17 protein-coding genes and 1 pseudogene are annotated in these 11,113 nt (G+C 31.0%); all 18 read left to right on the top strand.

What is annotated here, in order from left to right; all coding sequences use genetic code 11:
* Nucleotides 1-558: phage antirepressor KilAC domain-containing protein (locus Q0370_RS04760; RefSeq protein ID WP_299572816.1), on the top strand; the 558-nt coding region annotated here is incomplete at its 5' end.
* Between the two features lie 73 nt (nucleotides 559-631).
* Complete coding sequence (locus tag Q0370_RS04765; RefSeq protein WP_299572818.1) at nucleotides 632-1,009, top strand: hypothetical protein; 378 nt, start codon at nucleotides 632-634, stop codon at nucleotides 1,007-1,009.
* 13 nt (nucleotides 1,010-1,022) lie between these two features.
* Nucleotides 1,023-2,204: a baseplate J/gp47 family protein gene (locus tag Q0370_RS04770; RefSeq protein WP_299572820.1), complete on the top strand. Its 1,182-nt coding sequence runs from the start codon at nucleotides 1,023-1,025 to the stop codon at nucleotides 2,202-2,204.
* Entirely contained in the window at nucleotides 2,197-2,937 is a 741-nt protein-coding gene (locus tag Q0370_RS04775; RefSeq protein ID WP_299572822.1) for a hypothetical protein, read from the top strand. Before Q0370_RS04770 ends, Q0370_RS04775 begins: the two co-directional genes overlap by 8 nt.
* Nucleotides 2,938-3,891: a hypothetical protein gene (locus Q0370_RS04780; RefSeq protein WP_299572825.1), complete on the top strand. Its 954-nt coding sequence runs from the start codon at nucleotides 2,938-2,940 to the stop codon at nucleotides 3,889-3,891.
* Between the two features lie 29 nt (nucleotides 3,892-3,920).
* On the top strand, nucleotides 3,921-4,712 hold the full coding sequence (locus Q0370_RS04785) for a hypothetical protein (protein ID WP_299572827.1): 792 nt from the start codon (nucleotides 3,921-3,923) through the stop codon (nucleotides 4,710-4,712).
* A 9-nt stretch (nucleotides 4,713-4,721) separates the two neighbouring features.
* Entirely contained in the window at nucleotides 4,722-5,198 is a 477-nt protein-coding gene (locus Q0370_RS04790) for a cytoplasmic protein (protein WP_299572829.1), read from the top strand.
* 2 nt (nucleotides 5,199-5,200) lie between these two features.
* A complete protein-coding gene (locus Q0370_RS04795; protein WP_299572831.1) occupies nucleotides 5,201-5,353 on the top strand; it encodes a hypothetical protein in 153 nt (50 codons plus the stop codon).
* 1 nt (nucleotide 5,354) lies between these two features.
* Nucleotides 5,355-6,344 carry a glycosyl hydrolase 108 family protein gene (locus tag Q0370_RS04800; protein WP_299572834.1) on the top strand — a complete coding sequence of 330 codons (990 nt, stop codon included), beginning with the start codon at nucleotides 5,355-5,357 and terminating at the stop codon, nucleotides 6,342-6,344.
* A 148-nt stretch (nucleotides 6,345-6,492) separates the two neighbouring features.
* Nucleotides 6,493-6,816 (top strand): universal stress protein, encoded by a 324-nt coding sequence (locus tag Q0370_RS04805; protein WP_299572837.1) that lies wholly within the window; start codon nucleotides 6,493-6,495, stop codon nucleotides 6,814-6,816.
* Between the two features lie 19 nt (nucleotides 6,817-6,835).
* Nucleotides 6,836-7,186 (top strand): hypothetical protein, encoded by a 351-nt coding sequence (locus tag Q0370_RS04810; RefSeq protein WP_299572839.1) that lies wholly within the window; start codon nucleotides 6,836-6,838, stop codon nucleotides 7,184-7,186.
* Nucleotides 7,155-7,505 carry a hypothetical protein gene (locus Q0370_RS04815; protein WP_299572842.1) on the top strand — a complete coding sequence of 117 codons (351 nt, stop codon included), beginning with the start codon at nucleotides 7,155-7,157 and terminating at the stop codon, nucleotides 7,503-7,505. The genes Q0370_RS04810 and Q0370_RS04815 overlap by 32 nt, the downstream gene beginning before the upstream one ends.
* 133 nt (nucleotides 7,506-7,638) lie before the next feature.
* Entirely contained in the window at nucleotides 7,639-7,788 is a 150-nt protein-coding gene (locus Q0370_RS04820) for a hypothetical protein (protein ID WP_172618801.1), read from the top strand.
* A 199-nt stretch (nucleotides 7,789-7,987) separates the two neighbouring features.
* Nucleotides 7,988-8,200 carry a hypothetical protein gene (locus Q0370_RS04825; RefSeq protein WP_299572846.1) on the top strand — a complete coding sequence of 71 codons (213 nt, stop codon included), beginning with the start codon at nucleotides 7,988-7,990 and terminating at the stop codon, nucleotides 8,198-8,200.
* An 85-nt stretch (nucleotides 8,201-8,285) separates the two neighbouring features.
* Nucleotides 8,286-8,480 carry a hypothetical protein gene (locus Q0370_RS04830; RefSeq protein WP_147006000.1) on the top strand — a complete coding sequence of 65 codons (195 nt, stop codon included), beginning with the start codon at nucleotides 8,286-8,288 and terminating at the stop codon, nucleotides 8,478-8,480.
* Nucleotide 8,481: 1 nt separating this feature from the next.
* Nucleotides 8,482-8,934 (top strand): DUF2335 domain-containing protein, encoded by a 453-nt coding sequence (locus Q0370_RS04835; RefSeq protein ID WP_299572851.1) that lies wholly within the window; start codon nucleotides 8,482-8,484, stop codon nucleotides 8,932-8,934.
* A gap of 324 nt (nucleotides 8,935-9,258) precedes the next feature.
* A complete protein-coding gene (locus tag Q0370_RS04840) occupies nucleotides 9,259-9,978 on the top strand; it encodes a queuosine precursor transporter (RefSeq protein ID WP_299572854.1) in 720 nt (239 codons plus the stop codon).
* Between the two features lie 15 nt (nucleotides 9,979-9,993).
* Nucleotides 9,994-10,440, top strand: a pseudogene (locus tag Q0370_RS04845) (radical SAM protein); the annotation flags it as partial.
* Nucleotides 10,441-11,113: the final 673 nt, after the last annotated feature.

Below are 11,113 nucleotides of genomic sequence, written 5' to 3' on the forward strand. Positions count from 1 at the left end.
GATAAAAAAGAAGCAAAACCATTTAGAAAATGGATAACATCAGAAGTTATTCCAGTAATCAGAAAAACAGGAATGTATATGACAGACAATGTATGGGACACAATAACAAACAATCCTGAAAAATTAGGAGAAGTATTAATCAATTACGGTAAAGTGAAAAGAGAAAAGGAATTGCTGGAAGAAGAAAATCAGATTCAAAAACAGTTAATAGCAGAGTATAAACCGATAAAAGAATATGTAGACACAATATTATCGAGTGAAGATACAATGACAACAACACAGATTGCAGCCGATTATGGATTCAGTGCATACGAATTAAATAAAACATTGAATGAGCAAAGAGTAGTTAGAAAAGTTGGAGGTCAATGGATATTGTACATAGAACATATGAACAAAGGTTACACAAAAAGCGAAACAATGACAGTTAAAAAGAAAGACGGAACGGATAAAGTGGTAGCAAATACAAAATGGACACAAAAAGGAAGACTCTTTATTCATAATCTATTAGAGAATTTGGGAATAAAAGCAAATATGGATAGAGAAAAAGAAGGAGCATAATATTTAAAAGAAAATCACAGTCATTAATTTGATTGTGATTTTTTTATTACAATTTTTTAGAAAGGGAGTTGATATGAAAAGCGTTGAAAGTTGGCAAACCGAAAAAGATGACAACAAAGAAATCGATGTTGTGATGGGCAAAAACATAGTATTAAGTTCTGAAATAGAGAAAATAAGGCTAAGGCTTGAGAATAAATTGAGATTGTTCTTTAACGAATGGTTTTTACACAAGAACGAAGGCATTTACTGGATTAAAAGAAACGAAAATAACGGACAGATAGGAAATTTGCTGGAAAAGTTTAATATTGAAACTCAAGTAAAGGAAACTATCTTGGCAGATGAAGATGTTGCAGAAATAACAAAATTTGAAAGTGATTTTAAAAATGGAACTGGAAATTATGATTTCGATGTAGAGATATTGTTAAAAAATGGAAAAACTTTGACAATTTAGGAAAGGGGGAACAATGGATTTTGGAGTAACGGATACAGGATTTGTATTAAAAAGTTTTTCAGATATTATGAAAGATATAGAGAAACGATATAAAGTAAGATTACAGGATAATGAATACACATTGGATTTTAACACTCCTGAGGGTATTCATTCAGAAGCAATAGGGTTTGAATTATCAAAAATATGGGAAGAGCTTTTGGACTTTAACAATCAAATGAATCTAAATACAGCAACTGGAATTTATTTGGACTATTTCGGAACTTTGTTAAGAACTCCACGAAATCCAGGGGCTTATGCAACTGGACAAGTAAAAATAACAGGAGAAAGAAATAGGGTTATACCAGCACAAACTATTATAAAATACGCTGAAAAGGAATACAGATTGTTATCTAACGTTACATTGGATAAATTGGATAATAACGAATATTACGGAGTAGGATTTATTCAGGCGGTTGAAATCGGAGACGAGAGCAATATTGCAAGTGATGTTTCATTTACAACGGAATATAGCGGAGTAGCTAAAATTACAAATGATGTTGATGTAGTAGGTGGAGCTGACGACGAAAGCGATAGCCTTTACAGAGCAAGATTAAAAAGAAAGCAGGCTATTGAACAAACTGCGACACATTCAGCGTTGTATAACGGACTTATGGCATTAGAAAATGTAAAGAATGTATTGATATTAGATCCTGAAACAGAGCCAGCAACAGAAGCCGGAACTATCAAAATATTTCTCGAAGGAACTCCTGATGACAAGATTTTTGAAACTATACTGGATTTGAAAGCTGATGGGATATTGACACTTGCAGATTCTAACGCACAGACTTTTGAAAAAAAACTGAAAAGAGATGTGTTTGAGAGAAAAATAATCTATAACATTATCAAATACAGTACGTTATTAATCAAAGTGGAAGTTTTGGAAGTGAAGAACTCTGATGAAAAAGATAATCGTTGGACGCAACAAATAAAGAAAGAAATATTAAACTATATAAATAATCTTAAAACAGGGGAATCTATTAGTTATTTAAAAACGTATTCAGAAATTTTGGGAATTGATGAAATAAGAAAAATTAATCTAAAAATGGGATTAACAGAATCCAGCGTAGCAACTCAAAATTTTGATAAAGTTTTTAATGTTCCAGTAGGGCAAAAATTCCAGATAAATGAAAATAATATCGAGGTGCTCTATGTATAAAGATAGCAAAGAATACACAGATGAAATAATCAGCAAGTTTCCGCATATGTATAAAAGGAATAGGGGGAGCAACAATTATTTTTTGCTGGAGCTTTATTTAGAAGAAATAAGACAAGTGAGCAAAGGAATTTATGAGTTGCTAAAGTCTCTAGATATTATGAAGGCAACTGGGTATGTTTTGGATAAGTTTGGTACATCGTTTAATTTGAAAAGAAATACAAGAGAAAATGATGAAGAGTATAGAAAAAGAATACTTGCAGAAATATCAAGAAAAAGTAGAAATGCAACTTTTGAAACAATAATAAATGTATTAAAAATCATAATTGAAAATTATGAGCAGAATATATTTATTTTTAAAGAAGGAATTGTAAAAACTAATAATAAAGATATTGATTTCAATGTGAAAAATGGAAGTTTTAAAGGAAATTCCGAAACACAATTTTACAAAGAAAAAGCTGGCAGCATTTATATAGTTTTGAATAAAAGATTGCCAACACATGTTAAAAAAAGTGTTTTAAATATTTTGCTCGAAATAAGGGCGAAAGGGGTTGAAATAACGATTGATTTTAAATACAGGGTGCAGACAGCAAATTATATTTCAAATGGGGCATTTGTAGGATTGAAAAGAATGTTGAATATTGAAGACAGTTTTTATGATGAAATCTTGCAACAAAAAAATTATGAAAGTAATTTGGCTAGAATTAATGTAATTACACAGGAAGGGGTAAGATAGATGTTAAAAAAGATAAAGGACTGGGTAGGATCTAATTTGGATGTTTACAAAGTTGAAAATGCCAATGATGTCGGAGCAGGATTAGTGAGACACATTTGGAAAGGTGAGGAGACCGCAAGCCAAATCGGAACAACCTTAACAGCTCAAATTATGAATGACTTGCAAAAAGGTTTAGTACATACATTAAATGCAACCAGAACAGCAGGAACAAATAAAGATATTTATGAGGTAGCATTAAGTGGAATTGAAGAATTTGGAGTGTTTGACGGATTAAAACTATTAGTTAGAATTGATGGGGAAAATCAATTTGAGGATGTGTTTTTAAAATTAGGTGGAACAGAATATCAGATTCATCAATTAAAGAATAATTTACTGGATAAAGTTGATAAAGGAATTTTGAAAGATAAAAAGGAATACTTGTTGAACTTCAAGAATAATTCTTTTGTCTTGTCAGATAGCACTTTATACGGATTACAAAAAGGCACATCTCTCGAAGGTAACCGCCTAGCCGAAATAATAGGACTAGAATTTGGCGGAAATATTCAAGACACAGGAAACAAGACAAAAGGGAAATTTTACTTTGATAGTGTAACTAAGTTCTATTATGAGTGCATAGCAGATACGAATTTGACTTACAACGATGCTACAAAGTTTAGAGCAATAAGCAATAAGCCAATTTCAGATAGGGTAGAAGGATTATTAGAAATTGGAAGCAATCACATTAAATTTTCAAACGGAATCATTCTAGGATTTGGAACTTGTATAGCAAGTCCATCAGGAACTATGAACAATTACGGAATAAATATGGGAGGAATCACTTCTTTGATACTCACAGTAAATGGTGGTACTTATATAGCTTCGGGCGAAACGACAAGTGGAACAACATTTAAAGCTAGAACAAATGCTCCCGGAAACGTTTCTGCGTCTTACTTGGCTATCGGAAAGTGGAAATAGCAAATTATAAAAAAAGGAGGAAAATATAAATGAATGTTGTAATCTATGATAAAAAAAGTCTCGAAATAATAGCGAGACCGATTATCACTAACTTGGAAGAGTTTAAAAGCAGTCCTGATTTATTTTACCCAAACTGGGATTCGGAAAATCACATCTGGAGTGAACTGGAATATCAAAATCCAGTTTTGGACAACGGAAATCTAAGAGAGGCGACAAAAGAGGAGCTGTATAAAGCAGAAAAATACACTTTAGCCGAGAATGAGCTACTAGAAAACGGAAAAATCAAGACTGTTGAATTATCTGAATTTGAGTATATCGAGAACAATCAAATCAATTATAAGAAGGAAGAAAGGATTGAAAAACTGAAAGAAGAATTGTATCAGTTAAGGCTTGAAAGGGAGAAAAAACCTTTTGAATTTGAAGTGAAGGGAACTAAATATTTGCAACACAATAGGACTATTGACCAAAGCAATATCACTAAAATATTATTTTCTTTGGTTCTAAGGTTTATCCTTGGGCTTATGGGAAAAATTTCTAAAGGGCAGAAACTGGACTTTGCACAAGTTATGACTGACTTAATGGCGACAGAGTACAGCAACTGGAAATTTTATACCGAGGATGGTTCTGAAAAGTATGTGAATGTAAGTGTTCAGAAATTTATAGAAATGTCTGAAATAATGAGAAAGCATACGACAGCCTCAATGGTTGCCGAGACAACATTGTCGCACAGCTTGGAAAATAAAACGGTTGAGGAATTAAAAACATTTGACGCTGAATCTGAATATAATAAATTGTTTGAAAGCGAAATAAAACAAGGTTAGGAGGTATTTATGCAGTTAGAAAAAGACAAGCTATATATCAGCTTCCATAAGCCCAAAAGTGTCATAGGATTTCTGATAACATTAAGGACATTAGGAAAATACAGCCATTGTGAATTCATATATAATGACTATGTGTATCTAAGCAATCCAGGTGGAGTAAGGGTAAAACCTTTTGTCCATAAGGATAATATGGATATTTTTGAACTGGATAGTCACATTGAAATTCCAGTTGTGCTAAAAGAGTTTATGAAACTGAAAGGCAAAGGGTACGACTACGGAGCTATATTTTTCAGCCAGTTGCTGGAGCTGGGAATTGAACACAAAGATAAATATTTTTGTTCGGAATTATGCTTACATCTAATTAACAAGGGATTAGATGAGAGCCTGACGTACAATTTAAAAACATTAAAGGCTAATCAATTCAGCCCTGCAAAGTTGTATAAGTATTTAAAAGATATGGAACTGTTAGGAAGAAAGGTGGAATGAAAATGGAAATAAGGAATTTAATCGGAACTGAAATCATGGAGCAGGGGAAAGTATTAAAAGTAACAGATGCCATGATTGAAGGGGATAATATTGTTCTAATAACTGAAACAGTGGAAAAAGATATAAAGAAAAATGAGAAAAAGGAAGTGGTTTAGTATGGAAAGATTTGAAAGAATTTTTGACTATTTGTTAAGAGTTGAGGGAGGTTATTCTGATGACGAAAATGACAAGGGCGGAAAAACTAAGTATGGAATTACAGAAGAAGAAGCAAGGGATTTTGGATATAAAGGAAACATGCAAGATTTAACAAAGGATTTTGCAAAAAATATATATCTGAAAAAATACTATCTTGGAAACAAGTTGGATAAAGTCATAAACGACAAAGTGGCTTTATCAATATGCGACTGGGCAGTTAATTCAGGAAGAAATGGAACAAAAAACGCGCAGATTGCTATAAACCAATTGACAAATGCAAATCTTGATGTGGACGGAATAATTGGAAACAAAACATTAGATGCATTAAACGCAACAGATCCTGGTAAATTTTTAGAAGTTTATCACAACTTGCAGAGAATTTATTACAGAAGCAAAATTGAAGCTGACAGCACACAGGAAAGATTTTTAACAGGTTGGTTAAATAGAATAGAAAGAAAGGAGGAATATTTGAAAGATTGGGACAAAGAAAACGCAGTAACAGAGAACAAAACATATTCTTTCAGTCAAACTAGTTTGGATAAAATGAAAAAAGTCCATCCAAAACTTGTTGAAGTTATGAAAGCTGCAATTGAAAATAGCCCATTTGATTTTAGAATTACAGACGGAGCTAGGACAACGGAAGAACAGTTTGCATTATACCAAATTGGAAGAAGCAAACCAGGTAGAATTGTAACAAATTGCGATGGAAAGAAATTTAAATCTAATCATCAAATCAAAGAAGACGGATACGGACATGCTGTCGATATTTTCCCTTGTGGAGTTATAGAAAATGGCGTGTATAGAAAATTTACATCTGAAGAAGGGTATGATGATAAGAAATTAAGATTAATAGCAAATCATATCTTATCTGTTGCGAAAAGCAAAAACATAAATGTCGAATGGGGCGGAAATTGGAAAATGCACGACACGCCACATTTTGAACTGAAGTAATGCGAAAACAGCTTGAACACGAGCTGAATTTGGACGTTAAAAAACTTTTTGGATAAATAGGTTGGCTAGCAAGGTAAAATTCATTGTAAGGCTTGTTAGCCACGTTAAAAATGATATTAATAAAATTAAGGAAAAGGGAGAGATAAAAATGAATACAATAACAAAAATTTATATTTTAAACAAGGCGAAAGAATTAATTTTAAAGGGAATTTATAAAACAGAAATTACAGAAAAGACAAAAAAAGGAATTGAAAAACTAGATGCTGTAGCAGATGGATTTTGGGATAAACTAAGAGAATATGTAAAAAAAGAAAAAGAAATTGATAGAAAGTTTATCCCAAACTTTGCCGAAGAAATCGGAGAAGAAATTTTAGAACAAGGGATTGAAATTTTATCAAAAGAATTTGACATAAAGACATTAATTCAAAAAGCGTTTGATGTTGAGAAAAAAGAAAATCCAAAAATATTTTAATTCATAAAAAGGAGCAGAAATGGAGAATTATTTAGTTGATTTAGTTTTCATAGTGTATGGATTGATTTTAGGAACGCTAGGGAATTTATTGTATAGAGTGAATAATCACTTAAAAATAAATCCTATAGCAATTAGGATTCTGTATGGGATAATGGCATTAGCTTTATATGTTCTAATGTATTTAGGATTCCTGAAAAAGATTCCTGAAATTGATATTGTGGTAATGTTGATAATAATTGTCGTGGGTTATTTTGTTGAATTGATAATTGAAGTTCTCGAAGACAAAGTGCCTAAGGCATTGGATAAAGTTATTGACAAATGGATAGGCGGTGGGAACGATGGCAACGGTCGGGACAAAAAAGACGATTAGGGATTTGATATTTAAGGATAAAAGGCATAAGGATTTTCAAGAAAGTGAGAAAATCAATTTTGCGAACAAAGGTATAGTGAAATTGATTTTACTGTATACTGTCAGTTCGATTTTTTCTATAGTGCAGAGAGATTGGCAATACAAAAGAAATATAGAAAAACTGATACTAGAAAACAAATGGCAGAGGATACCTTTGATAGAACAACTAAGAGAAAAATCATTGATAGAAAATCTTATAATAGTCACGTTAAGTATAATAGTGTCTTTGATAATATTGTATTATTACAATAAAAAAATGAATGAAGTAAACAAAGGATAGTCAGAAATGGCTATCTTTTTTGTGTATAAAAAGTTTGTAAATAATTTTAAATATTTTTATCAAAAACGCTTGCATTTTTCATAAAAATATGTTACTATACATATGTAAGAGGGAGATAGAAAGGTGGTGGACAATGAAAAGAAAATTAAGTCGAAAGGAAAAAGAAAGGAGGCGAAAAAAAGAGGACTTAAAACAAGTCCTCGAAATAATCAAATTGTTAGCAGAAATCATACTCGCAATATTGACAATACTAACAATTTTGATAAAAGGGCTTTTTAAATAAAGCCCTCCCTCTTAGGGGACGACTTAATTATATCTTTTTATAAAGATTATGTCAAATAACAATTTATGGATAATATTTGCATTGGTAAATGGATATTTTGCTTTTGCAGGACAAAAAAAATATACTGTAGCAAGAATAATAAGCTTAATAGCATGTATATTAAGTCTAATAATGTTTTTCTTAAGATAGGAGAGTGACTATGGAAAAAAAAGAAACTAGGGGGGCTAAAAAAGGCAGACCAAAGCCCCTGGGGAGTGGAAGAAAAAAAACATTAGAGCCAAAACGTGATAAAGTCTTTACTGTAAGATTTACAGTAAAGGAACTGGAGTTTATAAACAACAAATTAAAAAAGGCGGGTGGAAGCAAACCTGATGCATTACTTAAATTACTGAATTATAAAGACGAAAAATAGAAAATATACTTTATATTCAAAAAAAATTTGTTTTTTTTAGAAAAATTTGTTATACTTTATTAAACAAAATTAGGAGGAAATTTTTATGAAAAAACATTTACAAGACTTTATAAACGGGATTGCAGATATTGTTTATTCTCCTGAAATATCGTTAAAAAAAAGTAATTCTAATTTTGAAAAAAATGATTTAAAAGCATTACAGTCAGATTGGGAAAAAGTTGGGAATGATATAAGAAATGCAATGTCTGAATATGATAAACAATACAAAGTAGGTAAATAGAATGTCTAAGAGAAAAACAAATAAACCACCAGTGTCCCAAACTTCAAAAATTGGAACAAGAGCAGTTGCTAAAAGTGTTTCTTTCCGTTCTGCCCCTATACCAACAGTTGAAGAATTACAAGGATATGAAAATATTCAAGAGGGATTAGCAAGTAGAATTGTAGCAATGGCAGAAAATCAACAGAAAAACAGACAAAAAATAGAATTACAGGAGTCAGAAAGTTTTCAGAAATGTCAAGAAAAGTTAGTTAATGGAGCAATAACATATAGAATTTTAGGACAGGTAATAGGTGGAATAGTAGTTTTATCTGCTCTAATAGGTGGGATATATCTGTTAAGTATAGGGCGTAATTTAGCAGGATATGTAACTATGTTAGGAGCTATAGGTGGATTAGGTATTTCTGTAGGTTTAAGAAATAAAGATGAAAATAAAAATCAATCAGAAGAACAGTAAAATCTGTTCTTTTTATTTTAAAATATATTTGTGGTATTGATAGAGAATTTTTATTTTATCAATTAGGGGGCAAAAAAGGGGCAAATTTTTTAAAAATTATTATTTTCTTGCATTTTTTGTCAAATGCTTGTATAATAAAAGCCAGTAAAAATAACTATAAATAATAGTAATAAAAAATATAATGATGTTTGGGAAAATCCATCTCTAAAAAAAACCTTTTGGAAACACATATTATTCAAAAGGATAGTGTGTGTTTTTTATTTGTCTAAAAAAATAGGGAAAATTTTAATTAAATAAAAAATAAAAATTATAAGGAGGAAAATTTTGGAATTTTTTAGAAACTTTCAGTTTGGAGTAAATGAATTAATGTGGTTAGGATACTTGCTGCTTAATTTTACAGCAGTTATCTTGGCTTATAGATTCTGGGGAAAGGCAGGACTGCTTTCAATTGTACCGCTTTCAATAGTTATTGCAAATATTCAGGTTGGGAAGATGATGACCTTGTTTGGTGTGAATACAACGATGGGAAATATTGCATTCGGCGGGATTTATTTGGCATCAGATATTCTTTCTGAAAATGAAGGGAAAAAGTATGCTAGAAAAGTTGTTTCATTAGGATTTGCCTCAATGTTGTTTACAACTTTTATTATGCAAATTGTCTTAAAAATACAGGTAGCGCCGTCTGACAATATGCAAGGTGCACTAAGTCAAATATTTGGATTTATGCCAAGACTCGCAATAGCAAGTGTAACTGGATTTGCAGTTTCACAAGCATTTGATATATGGTCTTATCAGGTAATCAGAAAATTACGTCCAAGTTTTGAAGATATTTGGATTAGAAATAATGCAAGCACTATGTTAAGTCAAATACTTGATAATATAGTATTCTCGTTTATGGCATTTTTAGGAGTTTATTCAATGAAAGAAATAATTGTAATTATATTTTCAACTTATTTCCTAAAAGTAGTAATTGCATTATTGGATACACCGTTTGTATATATTGCAACAATTTGGAAAAATAACGGAAAAGTAAGTGAAGACTAATGAAAAGGAATAAAAATGATAAGATATAGTGTAATAAAAGAAAAAAATCCTAGAGAAATAGTACTTTTAAAAGGATTTAGCTGTGCATATGGAAAATGTGCATTTTGTAATTATATTTTGGACAATACAGATGATGAAGAGGAAATGAACAGAGTAAATTTGGAGGCGATTAATCAGATTACTGGTGAAAAAGGAGTTTTACAGGTTATAAACTCTGGCTCTGTTTTTGAACTGAATGATTTTACGCTTTCTAAAATTAAGGAAGTTTGTCGTGAGAAAAATATAAAAATATTGTATTTTGAAGCGTATTTTGGGTATATAAACAGGCTTAATGAAATTAGGGAATATTTTAGTGAGCAGGAAGTACGCTTTGCTATTGGAATGGAAACTTTTGATAATGAATTTAGAACAAAAGTGCTTACCAAAAATTTTATTACAAATGATAAAGTTTTAGAAAAAATATCTCAAATTAATTTACCTCAATTAAACACTGCCCCAGCAGCTGAAGTTGGTAAAAAAGCAGTTCAAATGGGAACTGGTGCAACAAAATATACAGGTAAACTTAGTGCATCTGCTATTGCAGGTGGTATTGGCGCTAAAAAGAATAAAGGTTCATTTAAAGAGGGTGCTAAAGCTGCAATGAAGAATACACTTAAAAATGATTTATTGAGATCAAAATATGGAAGATTAGGTGATAGAACAGTTAAATCTATGCAGGCAAAAGAAAGAGAAAAATTACATAGAGAACATCTTGATAATGAATGGAAAAGAGCAACTGGTAGAGGTGATGAAATTGAAAATGGTTCAGGAATTAATGAAAATAATATTCCTCCACAAGAGAAACATATTTGTATGACCTGTGGAACTGAAATAGGTCCAGGTGAACAATATTACATGGATGAATTTGGTAATACTTATTGTTCAGTTTGTGCTACTCTACAAGATAACTTTACTGACCTTGATAGTTTTGTCCATCAGGAATCTGATAACTATGTACCTAATAAAAAACATAAAATGACTGGTAAAGAAGGTAAAGTAATTACTTATAAAAATCAAAATGGGGAATATACAACTCAAAAAGTTACTCATTTTGACCAAAAAAATGTTACTTATTCAATGGATTTACCTGGTGATT

Source organism: uncultured Leptotrichia sp. (assembly GCF_938036635.1).
GTDB lineage: Bacteria > Fusobacteriota > Fusobacteriia > Fusobacteriales > Leptotrichiaceae > Leptotrichia > Leptotrichia hongkongensis.

Excerpts from the sequence above, each read along its gene's own strand:
- Q0370_RS04765 (WP_299572818.1), top strand. The coding sequence starts at position 632 with ATGAAAAGCGTTGAAAGTTGGCAAACCGAAAAAGATGACAACAAAGAA.
- Q0370_RS04770 (WP_299572820.1), top strand. The coding sequence starts at position 1,023 with ATGGATTTTGGAGTAACGGATACAGGATTTGTATTAAAAAGTTTTTCA.
- Q0370_RS04775 (WP_299572822.1), top strand. The coding sequence starts at position 2,197 with ATGTATAAAGATAGCAAAGAATACACAGATGAAATAATCAGCAAGTTT.
- Q0370_RS04780 (WP_299572825.1), top strand. The coding sequence starts at position 2,938 with ATGTTAAAAAAGATAAAGGACTGGGTAGGATCTAATTTGGATGTTTAC.
- Q0370_RS04785 (WP_299572827.1), top strand. The coding sequence starts at position 3,921 with ATGAATGTTGTAATCTATGATAAAAAAAGTCTCGAAATAATAGCGAGA.
- Q0370_RS04790 (WP_299572829.1), top strand. The coding sequence starts at position 4,722 with ATGCAGTTAGAAAAAGACAAGCTATATATCAGCTTCCATAAGCCCAAA.
- Q0370_RS04795 (WP_299572831.1), top strand. The coding sequence starts at position 5,201 with ATGGAAATAAGGAATTTAATCGGAACTGAAATCATGGAGCAGGGGAAA.
- Q0370_RS04800 (WP_299572834.1), top strand. The coding sequence starts at position 5,355 with ATGGAAAGATTTGAAAGAATTTTTGACTATTTGTTAAGAGTTGAGGGA.
- Q0370_RS04805 (WP_299572837.1), top strand. The coding sequence starts at position 6,493 with ATGAATACAATAACAAAAATTTATATTTTAAACAAGGCGAAAGAATTA.
- Q0370_RS04810 (WP_299572839.1), top strand. The coding sequence starts at position 6,836 with ATGGAGAATTATTTAGTTGATTTAGTTTTCATAGTGTATGGATTGATT.
- Q0370_RS04815 (WP_299572842.1), top strand. The coding sequence starts at position 7,155 with ATGGCAACGGTCGGGACAAAAAAGACGATTAGGGATTTGATATTTAAG.
- Q0370_RS04820 (WP_172618801.1), top strand. The coding sequence starts at position 7,639 with ATGAAAAGAAAATTAAGTCGAAAGGAAAAAGAAAGGAGGCGAAAAAAA.
- Q0370_RS04825 (WP_299572846.1), top strand. The coding sequence starts at position 7,988 with ATGGAAAAAAAAGAAACTAGGGGGGCTAAAAAAGGCAGACCAAAGCCC.
- Q0370_RS04830 (WP_147006000.1), top strand. The coding sequence starts at position 8,286 with ATGAAAAAACATTTACAAGACTTTATAAACGGGATTGCAGATATTGTT.
- Q0370_RS04835 (WP_299572851.1), top strand. The coding sequence starts at position 8,482 with ATGTCTAAGAGAAAAACAAATAAACCACCAGTGTCCCAAACTTCAAAA.